This is a genomic window from Streptomyces caeruleatus (assembly GCF_001514235.1).
GTDB classification, from domain to species: domain Bacteria; phylum Actinomycetota; class Actinomycetes; order Streptomycetales; family Streptomycetaceae; genus Streptomyces; species Streptomyces caeruleatus.
Genome location: NZ_KQ948924.1, coordinates 1,012,076 through 1,029,403 on the forward strand (window position 1 = coordinate 1,012,076; position 17,328 = coordinate 1,029,403).

At 71.0% G+C, this 17,328-nt stretch carries 11 protein-coding genes; 1 reads left to right on the forward strand and 10 read right to left on the reverse strand.

What is annotated here, in order from left to right; all coding sequences use genetic code 11:
• Positions 1 to 999 carry an amidohydrolase family protein gene (locus AQJ67_RS04450; RefSeq protein ID WP_062716617.1) on the reverse strand — a complete coding sequence of 333 codons (999 nt, stop codon included), beginning with the start codon at positions 997 to 999 and terminating at the stop codon, positions 1 to 3.
• A 201-nt stretch (positions 1,000 to 1,200) separates the two neighbouring features.
• On the opposite strand from AQJ67_RS04450, the gene AQJ67_RS04455 reads away from it, so the two are divergent.
• Complete coding sequence (locus tag AQJ67_RS04455) at positions 1,201 to 2,691, forward strand: AAA-type ATPase lid domain-containing protein (protein ID WP_244190357.1); 1,491 nt, start codon at positions 1,201 to 1,203, stop codon at positions 2,689 to 2,691.
• 1,088 nt (positions 2,692 to 3,779) lie between these two features.
• On the opposite strand, the gene AQJ67_RS04460 is transcribed toward AQJ67_RS04455, so the two are convergent.
• The 9 genes from AQJ67_RS04460 to AQJ67_RS04500 form a co-directional block, all read right to left on the reverse strand.
• Positions 3,780 to 4,406, reverse strand: a complete 627-nt coding sequence (locus AQJ67_RS04460; RefSeq protein ID WP_062716618.1) for a TetR/AcrR family transcriptional regulator — start codon at positions 4,404 to 4,406, stop codon at positions 3,780 to 3,782.
• An 85-nt stretch (positions 4,407 to 4,491) separates the two neighbouring features.
• Positions 4,492 to 6,537 carry a TolB-like translocation protein gene (locus tag AQJ67_RS04465; protein ID WP_159058709.1) on the reverse strand — a complete coding sequence of 682 codons (2,046 nt, stop codon included), beginning with the start codon at positions 6,535 to 6,537 and terminating at the stop codon, positions 4,492 to 4,494.
• Positions 6,538 to 6,616: 79 nt separating this feature from the next.
• On the reverse strand, positions 6,617 to 8,026 hold the full coding sequence (locus tag AQJ67_RS04470; protein ID WP_062716620.1) for a hypothetical protein: 1,410 nt from the start codon (positions 8,024 to 8,026) through the stop codon (positions 6,617 to 6,619).
• Between the two features lies 1 nt (position 8,027).
• Positions 8,028 to 8,966: an alpha/beta hydrolase gene (locus AQJ67_RS04475; protein WP_062716621.1), complete on the reverse strand. Its 939-nt coding sequence runs from the start codon at positions 8,964 to 8,966 to the stop codon at positions 8,028 to 8,030.
• On the reverse strand, positions 8,963 to 11,209 hold the full coding sequence (locus AQJ67_RS04480; RefSeq protein WP_208614898.1) for an alpha-L-rhamnosidase: 2,247 nt from the start codon (positions 11,207 to 11,209) through the stop codon (positions 8,963 to 8,965). The genes AQJ67_RS04475 and AQJ67_RS04480 overlap by 4 nt, the downstream gene beginning before the upstream one ends.
• Entirely contained in the window at positions 11,202 to 13,715 is a 2,514-nt protein-coding gene (locus AQJ67_RS04485) for a family 78 glycoside hydrolase catalytic domain (RefSeq protein ID WP_062716623.1), read from the reverse strand. The genes AQJ67_RS04480 and AQJ67_RS04485 overlap by 8 nt, the downstream gene beginning before the upstream one ends.
• Positions 13,712 to 14,578, reverse strand: a complete 867-nt coding sequence (locus AQJ67_RS04490) for an ATP-binding cassette domain-containing protein (RefSeq protein WP_079055749.1) — start codon at positions 14,576 to 14,578, stop codon at positions 13,712 to 13,714. Before AQJ67_RS04490 ends, AQJ67_RS04485 begins: the two co-directional genes overlap by 4 nt.
• Positions 14,571 to 16,382 (reverse strand): dipeptide/oligopeptide/nickel ABC transporter permease/ATP-binding protein, encoded by a 1,812-nt coding sequence (locus tag AQJ67_RS04495; protein WP_062716624.1) that lies wholly within the window; start codon positions 16,380 to 16,382, stop codon positions 14,571 to 14,573. The genes AQJ67_RS04490 and AQJ67_RS04495 overlap by 8 nt, the downstream gene beginning before the upstream one ends.
• Positions 16,379 to 17,320 (reverse strand): ABC transporter permease, encoded by a 942-nt coding sequence (locus AQJ67_RS04500; protein WP_062716625.1) that lies wholly within the window; start codon positions 17,318 to 17,320, stop codon positions 16,379 to 16,381. The genes AQJ67_RS04495 and AQJ67_RS04500 overlap by 4 nt, the downstream gene beginning before the upstream one ends.
• Positions 17,321 to 17,328: the final 8 nt, after the last annotated feature.

The window sequence follows — 17,328 nt, forward strand, 5'->3', positions numbered from 1 at the left end:
TCAGGCCACCACGGCAGGCGTGAGCTGGTAGGCGGCGGGCACCGGGATGTCGTACATGGCGGCGGCGTTGAGCCCGAGGATCTTCTTCTTCTGAGCGACCGTGAGGGGCGGGTACTCGTCCATGTCCTCCGGAATCTGGAAGTCGACGAACCTCTCCACCAGCCAGCGGGGCGTCCACAGCGCGTAGTCGCTGGAGAACTGGATGCGGTCCTCGTCCAGCCAGTAGAGCAACTCCCCGATGATCTGGGCGAAGTAGCGCGGACGCGTGTGGATGAAGGGCATCGCGACCGCCAGACCGGCGTGCACATTGGGTTCCTGCGTGGCGATCCAGCAGAAGTCCTCCAGACGCGGCAGTCCGCAGTGCTCGACGACGAAGTTCAGCTCGGGGAAGTCGGTGGCGACCTGGTCGACGTCCGCCACGTCGAACGCGTCGCGGTCCAGCGGCCGGATGGTGGGCCCCTTGTGGATGTGGATGTTCTTGATGCCCAGCTCCTGGGCCGTCTCCAGATAGCGGCGGGACCAGGGGTCGTCCAGCTTGTAGCCACGCGAGTCCCCGTGCCACTCGGCGGTGTACAGCTTCACGCCCTTCAGGCCGAAGCGCCCGGCGTCCCGTCGCAACTGGTCAAGACCCGCCTGCTCGAAGCGGGGGTCCCAGCAGTGGTTGTAGGTGAGCTTGTCGGGGTGCTGCCGGGCCAGCGCGAACGCCTCCTCCGTCTGCCCGAAGCCGTTGCGGTAGAAGGCACCGAGCCGGGCGGGCTGGAAGATGGCGTGGTCGACGTACCCGTCGGTGAACAGGTCCTTCATCAGACGCTCGCCGCCGTAGTACAGGTACTCCTCGTACGGCCACAGCTCCGACGCCGGGCTGAGGTTGCGGTGGTAGTCGTAGAAGCAGTCGATGAACTGCTTTCCGTGCACGTTGAGTTGGTTGTCGGGGCGGGCGTCCCACAGCGCGATGTGGGCGTCCACGATGAAGTAGCTCTCGCCGTCCTTGCTGTACATGTGCGTCCCTCCATGTGTCCTGGCGGCTCTCGGCTCGTCAGGAAGGGACCGTACGAAGCGCTGAGGGACGTCGGGGAGGTGCCGCGTGTCTCACTTTGAGACACGCGCACCGGCGACGGCCGCGCACACGCCGAGTAGCGTGAGCGGTGCAGACGCAAGGACGCGTCCCGGAGGTCGAACGTGGACATACCCAAGCCACCGGTGGAAGCCACAGTCGGCGCGGCGGCCCGAGAGGTGGCGGTGCTGGCACCGCGGTTGCGTGCGTCATGGCAGCGTAGTGAGCATTACGGTCTGTCGCCCGAGGACATGCGGCCCGTGTTCACGGGCTCGGTGGACACGGCCTCCCTGCTCTACGAGTGTGGCCACGAGGTGCTCCAGGGGCTGCACAGGACGCTCGCCAACGAGCCGGTCAGCCTGATGATCACCGACCGTGACGGTCTGGTGCTGTGCAGGCTGTGCGACGACTCCTCGATCAACCGGTCGCTCGACCGGGTCAACCTGGCGCCGGGTTTCTATTTCGCCGAACGCAACGCCGGCACCAACGGGCTCGGCCTCGCCCTGGCCGACCGCACCCCGTCACTGGTGCGGGCCGATGAGCACTACTGCACGGCACTGCGCGGATACACCTGCGCCGCGGTCCCGATCCTCGACCCGATCACCGGCTCTCTCGCCGGCAGCGTCAACCTCACCACCTGGTCCGACTCCTCGTCGGAGCTGCTGCTGGCGCTCGCCCAGGCCACCGCCGGGAACACAACGGCGCTGATGCTGGCGCGCGGAACCGGCCGGAGGCCGCGGCCGACCCCACGCGGGGAAGTGTTCCGCGTGTACGCCGACCGCTTCCGGCAGCAGGGCGACCCTTACGGCGCGGTTTCCCGCAGCTGGAGCGATGCCGTCGCGACGGCGTGCACCGCGATGGCCCAGGGACGGATCGTCGCGGCTGTGGGTGAGCCCGGAGCGGGCAAGACCACGCTGATCTCCCTCGCCCGCCGGCAGACGGAGCCACGCGAGCGCGTTCTGAGTGCCCGGCCGCCCGCCCCGGACGATGCGCACGACTGGCTGACACTGTGGACGCCGGAGCTCGACAAGGACAGCACCTGCGTCATCGTCTCCGGGGTGGGCGCCCTGCCGGCGTGGACGGCCGCCGAACTGGCGCGGGTGTTCAGGCGAGCGCACCGGACGGACGGCGGAGCATCCGGCCGTCTGCAGCCGTTCGCCATGACTGCGGAGAGTTATGCCGCCATCCCGGAAACGCTTGCCCCACTGGTCGACACCGTGGTCGAGGTGCCCGCGCTGCGCAGCCGCCCGGACGACGTGATGCCCCTCGCCCACCACTTCGCCCGCCAGCACCGCGGACACGCGGTCACCTTCACACCCGCCGCCGAACGCGCGCTCAGCGCCTACGACTGGCCGGAGAATGTCAGGCAGCTCCGCCGGGTCATCCGCAACGCGGCTTCGCGCACCGAAGTGATCGATACCCATCACCTTCCGGCCGAGGTCTTCACCGACACCGTCCGGCGCCTGGGTCGCCTCCAGGAACTCGAACGCGACGAGATCGTCCGCTGCCTGACCGAACCGGGCACCACCGTGGCACAGGCCGCGGAGCGACTCGGCATGAGTCGCGCGAGCGTCTACCGCAAGGTGGCGCGATACGGCATCAAGCTGCCCGACCGCACCCGTCCAAAGCGGTCCTGAGTGTGCCGGGTTCATCCCGGTTTGCCTACTGCTCGGCAATGGAGCCGGAACGCCGATGGCGTTCCTCGTCTGCGGGGTGGTCGTCGCCATGCCGGCGGTGGGCCTCCTCACCATGTCGGCACGGCTCAAGAAGCCCGGCGGACGAGCAGCCAGCCGAGCACGGTGTGGTCGACGGGGATGAGGCCCCGCGGTTGCGCGCTCGGGCCACCCGGGTGAAACGGGGCAGGGTGAAGAGCTCGGGGCGACTGAGTGTGGGCCGCCACGGCTTCCCGGAACCGGGCCAGCGTCCCGACGTGCACCGACCATGGCCAACGCCAGGTCTTTTCGTACGGCACGCCGCGTCCCTCACCCCGGACGGCTACGTCATCCTCCGCGACCGCCTCGGCAAGGTCAACCGCACCTTCCGTCCCGGAGACGCGAGAGTCGGCCGAGCCGGCAGTCTTCATGGGTGGGCGTGCCGATGGGCCTGCAGCATCGTGGTGTTCGCGATTTGCGGTGTCGGCGACGACCGCCTTCGCCAGGAACCAGTGGTAGTAGCCGGCATCCGAGAGGTTTAGCTTCCCTGGGCACCCCCAGCGGTTGCCGCGGACGCCTTGCCCCGTGCACGATGCCGGGTGTTGCGATCCGGGGCACGCCAGCAGGTGTCGGCCCCCGACACCCCACCCGCACATCCAGGGCGGTCTGAACCTGATGGCGCCTGAAACAAGTCTCCACGGTGGCGAGTCCGTGGGCACTGCTGTGCCTTGCCGCCGTCGTCCCCGGCCGCTCGCACACCGGCCGGTGCACGCCCGGGCCTCCGCCGGACGCACACACCGCTTCGTCCAGCACCCGGTGGGTCCCAGCGCGGCAGCCGGGGGCTCCGGGAGATGTCCATGTCAGCTGGCGTAGCCAGCATCTGAAAGCGTGGAACGCCAGAACCGTGACGATGCCTCATCGGCAAGCCCCTGGCGAGACACGGCCAGCCCAGCCTGACGCCCGCAGCGCACTGCCCCCGGTCAAGCGGTCGCCATGGTGCGAGGGACGTGCTCAGAAGTCAGACCAGTCACCGGCGGCGAGGGGCACACCGGTCCGCCGCCGTACGGAACGCGTCACGGGGTCAGGGTGTCGAAGTCAAGGTTGTGGAACGCGTTCTCGACGAACCGGGCCGCGAGGTGCCGCGCGGCGTTCAGGTCACCACCGCGGTCGATGGTGTGCTCACAGACTTGGAGGGCCACGCCGACGCAGGCGGCGGCAAGGGCGTCGGCGTTGGATCCGAGAGCGGGTCCGAACACCTCTTCACGGCGCTTGATGAGGCTGGTGAGCTGCTCGGTCACGCCGTTGACGACTTCGCGTCTCAGCGTCGCCGGACGGTCGCCGGTCCTTTCGCCCCGGAAGAGCAGGTTGAAGCCTTCCGCGCGCTCGGCCGCGAAGCGGAAGAGTGGCTCCATGCCGACCTGGGACAGCTCCGCGAGGGGCAGAGGGCCGCCTCGCTCGTAGGCATCGGCGACCCATTGCCGGAAGACCTCGGCCTCGCGTCGTACGACGTGCAGGTAGATCTGCTCCTTGTTGCCGAGCCGGGCGTAGAGGGTCGGCTTGGTCGTCCCGGCCCGCTGGGCGATGTCCGCGATCTGCGCGGCGGCGTACCCCTCGGCATGGAAGACGGCGCGCGCCGCGTCGAGGAGGTCGTCCTCGACGAAGCGGCGGCCGCTGAGGCTGGTATTCGGGTGCACGGACACCGTGCAAGTCTACGGAGCGCCATAACCCGGGCGGTACGTGGTGTATACGGCACTACCACCCGGGTGCGACAGCAGCGGCGCCGGGCTAGGAGACGGGCACCCGTGCCGGCAGAAACGAGGCCCCGGCGTCGACGTCCACGACTTCCGGGCGGACCCTCGGGTGGAGGACGGCCACGCCGTGCCGGTTCGTCGTCGCGGTGTCGCCACCCACCGTGACCGTCGCACCGCGCACGGGCCGGCGGTCGACACCCCGCTCATCGGCGCCCGCTCCGTCATAAGCGGAGGTCACCTGGACGACGACGGCCTTGCCGGCTCGCCGGGTGCTCACGTCGAGCGCCGTGGGGCGCGGCAGCATCTCGCGGATGTTCGTGCATCGGTCATCGAGCGGCTGGGGGCCGGTGGTGGTGGTGCCGTCGAAGGTCGCCGTCTGTGATCCGCTGATCTGGAAGGGCCTGCCCTTCAGGTCCATGGTGATGTCGCCCTTCAGCGACCCGGTGTGCTCGCCACGGAGCGTGAGGTCGTTGAGGAGCCGGACCGTCGTGCCACCCCGCTTGATCACCTGGGTGCCGTTGACGAACGACTTGCCGTCGTCGGAGTAGTCGTCGTACGTGGCCGTCGACTCGGTCGGCTGGGTGGCGGTCATCGGAGCGCTGTAGTTCACGGTCACCGTGCCCGAGGACAGGCCCTTCAGCGTGACGGTGGTCTTGGCCCCGAGCGCGCCGTGGTACTGCTGCGGCGTCGGCGCCCACGACCCCGGTGCCGAGCTCACAACGGGCTGCGGCTTGCTCGGCGCGCGGTCGAAGTGCGCGACGAGCAGGTACGGCGCCGAGCCCAGCGTCGTGAGGCTCTGCGTGCTCAGCGCCACCGAGGTGCTGTCCGGGCTCCAGATCGGCCAGCCGTGGAGCTGAGAGGTCTCGCGCACGTCGCCGCCGTCGTACGGGGCCAGGATCTGCCCCACGAGCTTCCCGCCCCGGTCGCCGGAGGCGGGCAGCAGGCTCGACGCGAACTGGGCGCACGAGCGCAGCTCGGTCGACGACACCTGGGTGATGGCGACGGCCCCGACCCACGCGGAGTCGAAGAACCCGCGGAACGGCATCAGGGCGGCCCAGTCGAAGTAGTGCCGGCGCTGCGAGTTGATCCCGACGTACATCGAGCGGCCATCCGGCGAGATCGCCATGTCCTCCTCCCACTCGGGGTAGGCGGTCAGGCGGGTGCGTTCACCGGTCCTGAGGTCGAGCTTCCACAGGTCCGGGTTTCCGGACGCGCCGCCGCCGACCTGGACGTACACCACCGAACGCCCGCCGTCGGCGAAGGACTTGAGTTCGAACAGGGCCGTGCTCTCGGACCAGGGGCGTGGATCGGGGTCGGTCGGTGACGCGGGTCCGGCCGGGTTCAGCGTCCTCGGATCGGTGACCACGTACTTGTCGCCCGCGAACCCTAGCTTGCCGATCACCATGGACAGCAGGCTGTCCGAGCGGAAGTTGGACCAGGCAACGTACTTGCCGTCCGGCGACAGCTTCGGCGAGGACGCTCCGCCGGTGTCGAACGAGGGAGTCGCCACCGCTCCCCCTGGCGGGATCACCCCGCCGGGGGGCAGGGCACCCGACGGGTCGATCCTGTACGTCGTGGCCGTCCTGCAGTCCAGCACGCTGGGCGCGCAGTGCAGCACGCGCGGGTCGCCGTACGGGCCGTAGAACACCCGCTTGCCGTCCGGGAAGGGCGCGATCAATCCCGGCTGCTCGGCCTCGCCCACCAGCGGCTCCTCGGTCCCGCAGGACAGACAGCGCGCGCCCTTGCCATCGGTGCCGACGATCCACAGGTGCAGCGGCCCGCGGTCGGGGTCGGGGTTCTGCGCTGGGTCCGCAACGATGTTGGCGAAGAACAGCAGGTGCTTGCCGTCCTTGCTGTACGCCGGGGCGGCCGCGTTCTGCACGGTGGGCGGCAGAGTGATCTTCTGCAGACGCACGGTCTCCCAGGAGGGCGTGCCCGGCGTCGTCGCGGAGCGCGTCGACTCCGACGACGCCGGCACGGAGACCGCCGGGGTGGGAGCCGCCGCCACGGCCATGAGCAGCAGTGGTACGCCCAGCACGCCGATGCGTTTCGACATCCGGCGGCGCCTCGATATGGACATGGTCACTCTCCTTCGAGTGGGTGAGGGAACACCGCGCCGTGCGTGGCGCGGCGGGTCGAGCCGGGGGCGGGAGATCCCCCTAACGGGCGGCGGCCATGCGATCATCTGGGCCGTTGAGACCGATCAGGTCGCGTACGAGGCCCTCGGGGAGAACGCGCCTGTCGTCGTCTGTCTGCGCGTACAAGTCGGCGAACCGCCGTGTGTGGGCCGGTGAGAGCACGCAGAATGAGCGCAGACCGTGTTCGACGTCGCGCCGTTCGGCCTCCGGCCGGTCGAGATGGCGGTAACCAGGGGCGAGCCATTCGGCGCCCCGATAGCGGTCGAGCAGCTGATCGAGTTTGGCCCGCGTCAGCTGATCGGCTCCGACGCCGTCGGCGAGCGCCCGCGCGACGAACGGCTCGAAGTCGGGTGCCAGCGCGTGCCGCCAGTGACCGCCCAGCTCCGCCGGCCCCTCGTCGACGACGGCGACGAGCCAGCGCCTGCCGTCCGCCGGCGCGTCGGGCACCGGGAGCGGTGTTTCCGGCACAGGCTGGGTGAGGTCGAGGTCCGCCATGGCCGGCGCTGCCGGCGGTACGGGCAGGACGCGGACGTCGGCCTGCCCGTCCAGCACGTCCAGCAGGCGGACGGCGGCGTGTTCGGCGCCGGAGCCGTCGAGTGCGGCCATGACGGCCCCGTCCGGCGAACCGGGCACAAGACCGGTGCCCACTTGTTCGAGCGGGACCAGGAAGTCGGCCGAGCTGAAGACCGCGGCGACGGGGCAGGTGATCCGCTCGACGTGCTCGACCGGCGAGTGCGCGGCCCAGCCGGGCGCGGACAGATCCTCGCCGTAGGTGAGCCGCCAGCCTTCGGCGATCGGCACCATCACCTGGCGCAGTGCCGGGACCGCCGGGTGGTCCGGCGGCGTGTCCGAGGCGATCCGGGGGAGGGCGGCGAAGAGGTGGGCGCCCTGACAGGTCAGATTGACGACCGGTACGTCCGGCACGACGGCGGTCGCCGGGAACGCCTCCGCGGCTGTCATGAGCGCCGCGTATCCACCGGCGCTGCCGCCGGCGTACACGATCGCGGTCGGGTCGACGAAGGAGAGTCCGCGCACGAGGTGGGCCAGGACGTACTCCGTGTTCGGGCCCCGGACGAGCGGGTTCGGGCCGGGGAACACCTCTCCGGGCGCAGGTTCGCACGGTGTGACCACGATCCGTCCGCGACTGACCTTCGCCATGGCCGTCTCGTCGGGGAGTTCGTACCCGCAGTTGAACCACACGGGTGTGGGCGCGGGCGGCCTCTCGGCGAGGGCCGCCGGGAGATAGAGCCTGGCGGTCGCCTGATACGTGTCGCCGCGCAGGTCCTCCGCGGTGAAGCGGAGGGTGACGACGCCGACGCCGTCTTCCCCCACCGCCCGTTCCTCGGTCCGGACGTCGACGATCCGGCCGGCGGGGTCGTCGAACGCGTCGGCCACGAGGCGCTTCACCCAGGTGTCGTCGTTCAGCCGCACGTCAGTCCTCCTCGATCCAGCACGCCATGTCGGTCAGGGTCCGCTGGGCCTCGGCCAGCTGAGGTCTGTTCAGGTGGCCGTGGGTGACGCCGGGGGCCATGCGCAGATCGACGTCCACGCCGGCGCGCAGCAAGGAGGTCGCGAACGCCTCTCCGGAGGCGCGCAGCTCGTCGTACTGGCAATTGACCAGCAGCGTGCGAGGCAGCCCCCGCAGATCCGCCAGTGCGGGCATCGCGTAGCCCGGCGCCGTGGCGGCAGGCGCTCCCAGGTAGTTCTCGATGACGGCCTCGAACATCTCGGCGCCGAACCGCGTCCGTGGGGTGAGCCGGGCGAGTGTGGCGTCCAGCTCGGGCGAGGCCGGGGGCAGCGCCGGGTGCATGCAGGGATAGAGCAGGATCAGGGACGCCGGGAGGTGCCCGCCCATGTCGCGTATCCGCAGGCACGCGCCGGCCGCGAGGGCGGCGCCGGCACTCGCGCCGCCGAGGTGGACACGCCCGCGCGGCGCGGCCCCCACCTGCCGGATCGCCCCTTCGTAGGCGGCGACCACGTCGTCGAGCGGGACCGGGTAGTGCACGCCGTCCACGGCCCGGCGGTAGTCGACCGAGACGACGACCACGTCCGCCCGCTCGGCGACGACGCGCGCGGTGACGTCGGCCTCCGGCATATCGATGTCGCCGTACGCGAAGGCTCCGCCATGGCACCACACCAGGACCGGCCGGTCGCCGTCCGCGTGGTGCGGGCGGTAGTCCCGGACAGGGACGGGCCCGTGCAGACCCGGCAGGTGCTCGTCGCGGACCATGACGTCCGGCGGGACGAAGTCGTCGATCCGCTGCGGGGCGAGGCCCGCGTCACGTTCCGGGTCCTCACCCCCGTCCTGGTCCTGCTGCGCCGCCGACAGGGTGAGGAGTCGTCGGTAGTACGGGTCCGCGGTGACCGTCACGAGAGGTCCTCCCGGTAGCCGAAGGTGTGCGTGCCGCCGCCGACGAGGTGCTTCGTCCCGTCCTGGAGGATCACGTCGGCCTGCATGCCGTCGGGGATCACCGCGCGGACGTCGATCCGGTCTCCCCTGCGCTCCCATCCGCACTCGACCGTGCCGCCGGGCGTGTCCAGGGCGGCGCGGGCCCAGTCGAGGCCCGGCCCCGGCGTGGGGGCGAGTGCGACGCGCGCGTAGCCGGGCTCGGCCGGGCGGATGCCGGCCACGACCTGGTAGAGCCAGTCGGTGACGGCGCCGAGGGCATAGTGGTTGAAGCTGGTCATCTCGCCGGGGTTGACCGTGCCGTCCGGCAGCAGCGAGTCCCACCGTTCCCAGATCGTGGTGGCGCCCATGGTGACCGGGTAGAGCCAGGACGGGCACTCGGTCTGCAGGAGCAGGCGGTAGGCGTCCTCGACATGGCCGGTCCCCGACAGTGCCCAGGTGATGTACGGGGTGCCGGCGAAGCCGGTGGTGACACGGTGGCCGCCCGCGCGGACGAGTTCGGCCAGCCGCTCCCCCGCGGCGCGGCGGCGCTCCGCGTCGAGGATGCCGAAGGTGATCGCCAGGGCGTACACGGTCGTGCAGTCGGAGCGCACCCGCCCCTGCGGGTCGACGTAGTGCTCCAGGAACGCGGCCTTGGTACGGGCGGCGAGGTCCGCCCAGCGGCGGTGGTCCTCAGCCTGTCCGAGTATGTCGGCGGCCTCGGCGGCGAATGCCGCGGACCGTACGAGGCACGCGCTGGCGACGACGGCGGGGTCTGCTTTGGCGGCCCAGGGCTTCGCCGCCGGCGCGTCCGGGTCTAGCCAGTCGCCCCATTGGAAGCCCTCGTCCCACAGGCCCGTTTCCGACAGGGCGGCGGCGACCGACTCCAGGTGGAGCACCATCCCCGGGTAGTGCGCGGCGAGTCGGTCGCGGTCGCCGTACGCCTGCCAGAGCGCCTGGGGCACCCAGACCGCGGCGTCTCCCCAGACCGCGGTCGGGACACCGCTCATCGGCACGGCCTCCGGCGCCTCGGGCACGGGCGCGTACTTCAGGATGTCCGGGACCACGGCCGGAACGGCACGGTTCTCGTTGTGCCGCGTCTCGGCGTACAGGTCGAGCAGCCAGTCGTGCAGGAAATCGGCGACATCGGCCTGGAGGCACGCCGTCGGCGCGTACACGGCGATGTCCCCTGTCCACCCCAGCCGCTCGTCTCGCTGGGGGCAGTCGGTGGGCAGGGAGAGGAAGTTGCCCTTCTGCGACCAAACGGAGTTCTCGACCAGCTGGTTGACCAGCGGTGACGAACAGGAGAAGCGGCCGGTGCGGCGGAGGTCGGAGTGGACGACGACGGCTTCCAGTGCGTCGGCCGTCAGTTCCCCGGGGAATCCGGTCACTTCCACGTAGCGGAAGCCGTGGAAGGTGAGGGTGGGTTCGAACTCGTCGTCGCCGCCCGACAGGACGAAGGTGTCGGTGGCCTTCGCCGACCGCAGGGGCCGGATGGCCGGTTCGCCCTGGGACAGCACCTCCGCGTGCCGGAGGACGATCTCGGTGCCGGCCGGCCCGCGCGCCCGCATCCGCACCCAGCCGACCAGGTTCTGCCCGAAGTCGACGAGCGTCGCGCCCGACGGCAGCCGGGTGCTGCGGCTCGGTCGCAGGGTCTCCTGGCGGGTCACGGCCGGGCCGGACCGGGGCACGAACCGGCTGCGGTCGACGTCGAGCCGCCGTACCGGCAGCGCGTCCCGCGTGCCGCGCAGCCGGGCGTCGACGCACTGCCCGTCGTAGAGGCTGTTCTGCACGGTGTCGCTGGTCCGGGCGCACCAGTGGTCACCGGTGGTCACCAGCTGGACGTGTCCGTCGGCGTACACCACCTCCAGCTCCGCCATGAATCCCAGCTCGGCCCCGTAGTTGAGGTTCATGTCCGCGAAGCCGAGGTCGGCCCGCCACCAGCCGTTGCCGAGGAGCACCTCAACGGTGTTCTCCTCTGTGAGGAGGTGGCCGACGGGGTCGTCGCTCACCGGCAGCCGCCATTCGTAGGCCGACCAGCCCGGGGAGAGCACCGCGGGCGACACCGGCCGCTCGTTGACACGGGCTTCGTAGACACCGTGCGCGGTGGCGCGGAAGGTCGCCGAGCGGACCTGGTCCGTAGGGCGGTCGAGCCGGAAGGAGTGGGAGAGGATGCCGGCCACCGACCGGTCGGCATCGAAGGTGATCATCTCGCTGGAATCAAGCACGCGGGTTCCCTGATGAGGTGGTGATGGTGGTGGGCGTCGTGCGCGGCATCACCCACCGGTGGCTGCCGGCGGGGAGGTCCTGGCTGACACCGGCGGGATCGACGAAGCGGATCGGTACCGGACTGGTCACCGTGACGTTCTCGCCCGAGACGACGACCTCGACCGGGCCGTGCGGTGTCGGAGCCGAGCCCGCGACGGTGTGCAGGGCACCCGGCCGGGGAGCGATGCGCACCCGCTCGAAGCCGGGCAGGTCCGGGGTGATGCCCAGCACGTACACGATCAGGTCGCGGGTGGGGATGCTGGACCAGCCGTGCACGGGTGTGCCCCAGCCCCAGCACTCGCCGAAGGTGTCGTAGCCGTCGCGCAGGAACACCGACCAGTCCCGGACCAGGTCGACGATCCGCTCGGCGAGGCCGGCCCGGGCCAGGGCGTCGTGCACGACGTAGCTGAAGAACGGCTGCGCCCGAACGATCTCGCGCTCGACGTCCCAGTCGATGCGCTGGATGCCGCGCCGCTGGTCCTCCTCCTTCTGGACGTCGTAGCCTCCGTCGCCGCCGATCCAGGAGCGGGTGACGACTCGGGAGGGGTCGGTCATCGCCGTGGCGATCGCCTGCCATCTGTCGGACGGAGCGAGTCCGGCGACGATGGCGGCGGCGTTCGCCGCCTGCGAGGCGGCCGCTCTGCGCTCGCCGTCGACGATGTGGTCGACGTACAGGCCCCGGCGCGGGTCCCAGAAGTCCTCGAACGAGGAGGCCACGCCCGTGTGACGCTCCCGGGCCCAGGCGGCGGAACCCGCGTTGCCCACCCAGTCGCACAGTTCGGCGTACTCGGCGAGGCCGCGGGCCCACAGCGCGGACACGATCGAGGTGCGGCCGGTGGTGAAGACGCTCGACCAGTCGACCAGATTCCATTCGGGCAGGTCGCTCAGCGTTCCGTGCGCGTCGAGGTGGGGCTCGTACCAGCGCAGCACCCGTTCGACGGTCGGCAGGTACGGGGCCAGGTGGGCGCGGTCGCCGGTGTAGCGGTAGAGGTTGTGCACGCCGTGGACCCAGTGCAGGGACCAGTCGGGGATCGTGAAACCCTCGTACTGCTCGAAGTCGCCGGCCACGCTCAGCGGCAGGATGCCGTCGGAGCGCGGTGAGTTGGCCAGCTCGACGTAGTGCTGCGCCAGTCGCCAGTCCTCGTTCGTGGCCAGGTGGACCATCTGGTGGACGACCCCGTCACCGACCCAGGCGCGTTGCTCACGGGTCGGGCAGTCGGTGTAGGCGTCGAAGGAGTTGAGCTGCACGGTGCGGATCCCGGCGCGGTAGATCCGGTCGATCTCGTCGTCGTCGCTGGTGAAGTACGCCTGGCCGGTGTGCGGGTAGACGTTCTCCCGCACCGCGACATCCGCGACCGTCACGTCTGCTGTCTCCGGCGCGTGCACCGTGAGGTAGAGGTAGCGCAGGCCCGCCGGCTCCAGGGCCGAGTAGACCGCGCGTCCGCCGGGGCAGATGTAGCGGGCGCCGGCCGCGTAGTCGGATGTGGTGGTGACAAGCCCGGGGTGCTTCGGCTTCTCCCGGTAGCCGAGTTCGAGGACCGTGCCCGCCGGGGCGTCGACATGCAGTTCCACGAAGCCGGCGGTCACCGCGCCGAAGTCGAGCACGAGGTCGAGGGTCCGGTCCGCTCCGATGGTGGCGGACACGGGCAGGGCCGCGGCCGGGACCGGTTCTCCCGGGGACCCAAGCTGCTGCACCACCCGTGCCCCTGGGTGGTCGTCCTCCCATGAGGGCTTGGCCCTGATGCGGGCATCGAGCACGGCGGCCGGACGGACGGTGTCGCCGCCGAGGGCGGCCACCGGGCGGGGCAGCAGCTTCCCGTACGGGCTGATTGGGGGGCGGCTGCGCCCGAGTCCGCCCCAGTGCCGTGCCGTCAGGAGCGTCGCTGTCGGCCAGCTCGCGTCGTCGAAACCGGGCCGGGTCCATCCCGTCGGCAGTTCGCGGGCGTCCAGCAACTCGCACGGGATGCCGGAGGCGGCGAGTGCGCTCCAGGCGGTGGAGCGGTGGACGCGCCATGAGGTGTCGGTGGCGAGGGTGTCGGCCCCCTCCAGGCGCGCGTCCAGCACCAGACAGGCGTCCCCGTTGATCCCGCCTTCGGGCGGGACCGGGTGCCACCACGAGGTGGCCCTGCCGTAGTAGCTGACCAATACGGCGACCGCGTTCCGGCCGCGCTCCAGGTAGGGGGCGAGATCGAACGCCTCGTACCGCCAGCGGCGCGGCTGCGACCGCACCGGGCCGCGTCCGACCTCCCGGCCGTTGACCCACAGGACGAACCGGCTGTCGGCCGTCAGCCGCAGCGGTGCGGTCTCCGGTACGGCGTCCAGATGGAACTCCTTGCGGAACAGCACGCGCGAGAACCCGCGCCCCGACGCGCTCCCGGTGACCGCGTCGTCGAGGCCGGGGTCCGGGGCGGGCTCGGCCCCGATCCAGTGCCCCAGCCATGGTTCGTCGCGTCCGGTCCCGGTCATGCGCCGGCCTCCATGAGCTCGCGGCGCCGCTGCCGTCGACGCGCCTGGACGTCGGGGTCGGGTACGGGAGTGGCCAGTTGCAGTCTCCGTGTGTACGGGTGGGCGGGCCGCAGCGAGACCTGCTCGCTGTCTCCCGTCTCGACGATCGCTCCCTCGCGCAGTACGGCGATACGGTCGCTGACCTCCCGCACCACACCGAGGTCGTGGCTGATGAACAGGTAGGCCGCGCCGGTCTCACGCTGGATCCGGCGCAGGAGTCCGAGCACCTTGGCCTGGGTGGTCAGATCCAGCGCGCTGGTCGGCTCGTCGCAGATGATGAGTCCCGGGCGCAGGGCCAGGGCGCGGGCGATGGCGATGCGTTGCCGCTGCCCGCCGGAGAATTCGTTCGGGTACCGCTCCCCCGCGTCGTCGGGCAGGCCCACCTGCTCCAGCAGTTCGCGCACCCGGGTGCGGCCGTCAGCCACGCCGGCCACGCGCAGGGGCTCGACCAGGATGTCCTCGATCGTCATCGACGGATTGAGCGAGGAGTAGGGGTCCTGGAAGACCACCTGGATGTCGCGGGCGAGGGCACGTCGCCGGGAGCGCGGCAGGCTGGTGATGTCCTGTCCGCGGAAGGTGATCGTGCCGCCGGCCACGGGGGCGAGGCCGAGCAGGGCCCGGCCGATCGTGGTCTTCCCCGAGCCGGACTCGCCGACCATGCCGAGTGTCTCGCCCGGCGCGATCGCGAGTGATACCCCCTTGACGACCTCGACGCGCCCGCGGCGCCTGCCGTAGGCCACCCGCAGATCCGTCACCTGGAGTCCGCTGTCGCTCACGGCTCCGGGTCCGGTCGCCGTGGTGTGATCGGACACGGTCTCAGCCATCGGTGGCCACCTCCGCCAGGTCCACGACGCGGGTCGAGGACAGCAGTTCCTGGGTGTAGGGGTGCCGGGGGTCGCGGAGGACGGTCCGGACGTCGCCGGACTCGACGATGCGCCCGTCCCGCATCACGCTGACGGCGTCGCAGAGGTCCGCGACGACGCCGAAGTTGTGGGTCACGAGGATCATGCCGAGGCCCCGCTCGTCACGGAGTTCCCTCAGCAGGTCCAGGACCTCCGCCTGGACCCTCACGTCCAGGGCAGTGGTCGGCTCGTCGGCGATGATCAGGTCCGGATCGGCGGCGATCGCACCGCAGATGAGGACGCGTTGCGCCATTCCGCCGGAGATCTCGTGCGGGTAGAGGCCGAAGACGTGCTCCGGCTCCTTGATCCCGACCCGGGCGAGGAGGGCCAGCAGCTCGTGCCGGGCTTCCTGCCTGCCGAGGCGCCGCACGGCACGCAGCCCGTACACGAGTTGGGCGCCGACCGTGAAGCACGGGTCCAGGTTGGTCATGGGCTCCTGCGGGATGTACGCGATACGGCGGCCGCGTGCACGGGCCTGGGCTGCCGGATCCGCGATCAGGTCCTCGCCGTCGAAGACGACCGATCCGCCGACCAGCGCCTGCGGGCTCAGGAGGCCGAGAACCGAGCAAGCGGTCTGGGTCTTGCCCGATCCGGACTCCCCGACCAGTCCCCGGATCTCGCCCTTGCGGACGTCGAGGTCGACGCCCTGCACGACCTCTGCGGCGCTGCCGTCAGTGGAGGGATAGGCGACCCTCACCCCACGAACCGACAGCAGGGCTTCACCGGCGGCAGCGCGTTCGGGCCGTTCGGTGGCCGCCTCTTCGGCGAGTTCGGCGCCGGCCTTCTCGGCGAGGAGTGCGGCGAGCCGCTGCCGCGCCCGCCGTGGCAGGGTGTGCCGGGACGCGCCGACCTGGAGGGCGTCGCGCAGGGCGTTGCCGAGCAGGACCAGGGCGAGGCTCGTCCAGGTGATCAGGGTCGCGGGCCACACTACGCTCCAGCCGTTGGTGTAGATGTTCGCGAAGGACTCCTGCAGCATCACTCCCCACGACGCCTTGGAGGGGTCGCCGAGGCCGAGGAAGTCCACGGCGGCCTGGATCGCGATGCCGGCGCCGAGCACGAACGAGCTCTGGATGATGACGGGCGCCCGCACCGCCCACAGGATGTGCCGTCCGATGATGCGGGCGTCCGACAGACCCACGGCCTTCGCGGCGTCCACGTAGAGCTCGCTGCGCACGCCGAGGACGACGCCGCGGACGAGGCGGACGTAGGACGGCGCCACCAGGACGCCGAACACGGCCATGGCGAGGACGAGGTTGGGCCCGGTGAGGGTGTACAGCGCGATCAGCAGGACGATGCCGGGCAGCGTCATGACCAGGTCCGAGACCCAGTTGATCAGCGAGTCGGCCGCGCCGCCGCGGTAACCCGCGACCAGACCGGCCGGGACACCCACGATCACGGCACTGCAGAGGATGATGACGCAGGCGAACAGCGTGCGCTGGGTGCCCCACATCAGGCGGGACAGGATGTCCCGTCCCGATCCGTCGCCGCCGAGCAGGTGCCCGGGGGTGAAGGGCCGCGCGTTCACGGCGTCGAGTTGGGTCGCGCCCGGTGGGTGCGGGGCGAGCCACGGGCCGGCCAGACCGAAGAGGACCGTGGCGAGGAGGAACACCATGCACGCCACGGCCATCGGGTTGCGGAGCAGGCGCCCCACCCAGTCCCTCCGGCCGCGCGGTGCCGCGGGCCTGCCCACGGTGTCCCCTGGCGCAGCGGGGAGTTCCGCTGTCATGACACCCTCGCCTTCGGGTTGAGTACGGCGATGAGCACATCGGTCAGCAGGTTCACGACCGACACCAGAACCACGGTGACGGCCACGCATCCCATGACCACCGGGACGTCGCCCTGTGACGCCGCGCCGGCGACGAGCGCGCCCATGCCGGGCAGCGCGAAGACCTGCTCGATGATCACGACGCCGCCGAGGAGCCCGATGGTCAGCAGCGAGAGCACGGTCAGCGCCGGCCCGCCCGCATTGCGCAGGACGTGCCGGTAGACGATCGCCCGTTCGGACATCCCCCTGGCCCGCAGCGTCCGCACGAAGTCCCGCTCGAGGACTTCCTTGACGGCGCCTCGGAACTGGGCGGCCGCGCTCGCCACGGAGCCGACGAGGATCGCCGCCACGGGAAGGGTGACCGATGCCGCCCAGTCCCCGAGGCTGACGTCCGGGGAGACGTATCCGGTGGCCGGGAAGAGGGGGATCGCGATGGAGAAGGCGAAGACGAGACCGATCGCCATGATGAAGGACGGGACGGCCGCACCGACCACGGAGAGGATCTGCAGTAGCCGATCCGGCCAGCCGCCGCGGACGGCCGACGCGACGCCGATGAGGACGCTGAGGACGACGGTGAGGACCAGGCTGAGCAGCATCAGTGCGAGGGTGACGGGGAAGCGGATGCCGAGTGTCGTCAGCACGGGCTGACCGGTGAAGAACGACTGACCGAGGTCGCCCTGGAAGAGGCCGGCGAGCCAGTGCCGGTACTGCTCGAGCAGCGGCCGGTCCAGGCCGAGTTCCGTGACCTCGGCCTGGACCGCCGCGTCGGTCGCGCTGATCCCGACGACGTTGCGGGCGATGGCGGCAGGCTTGGCGTAGACGATCGCGAAGGTCACGAAGGTGACGACGAAGAAGACGGCCGTGGCCCTGAGCAGGCGCATGACGATGACGTTGACCATTGCGGGGC

What these genes read in the sequence shown, in the direction of transcription:
- AQJ67_RS04500 (WP_062716625.1), bottom strand. Translation starts at nt 17,320, where the DNA reads ATGGTCAACGTCATCGTCATGCGCCTGCTCAGGGCCACGGCCGTCTTC.
- AQJ67_RS04495 (WP_062716624.1), bottom strand. Translation starts at nt 16,382, where the DNA reads ATGACAGCGGAACTCCCCGCTGCGCCAGGGGACACCGTGGGCAGGCCC.
- AQJ67_RS04450 (WP_062716617.1), bottom strand. Translation starts at nt 999, where the DNA reads ATGTACAGCAAGGACGGCGAGAGCTACTTCATCGTGGACGCCCACATC.
- AQJ67_RS04485 (WP_062716623.1), bottom strand. Translation starts at nt 13,715, where the DNA reads ATGACCGGGACCGGACGCGACGAACCATGGCTGGGGCACTGGATCGGG.
- AQJ67_RS04490 (WP_079055749.1), bottom strand. Translation starts at nt 14,578, where the DNA reads ATGGCTGAGACCGTGTCCGATCACACCACGGCGACCGGACCCGGAGCC.
- AQJ67_RS04465 (WP_159058709.1), bottom strand. Translation starts at nt 6,537, where the DNA reads ATGTCCATATCGAGGCGCCGCCGGATGTCGAAACGCATCGGCGTGCTG.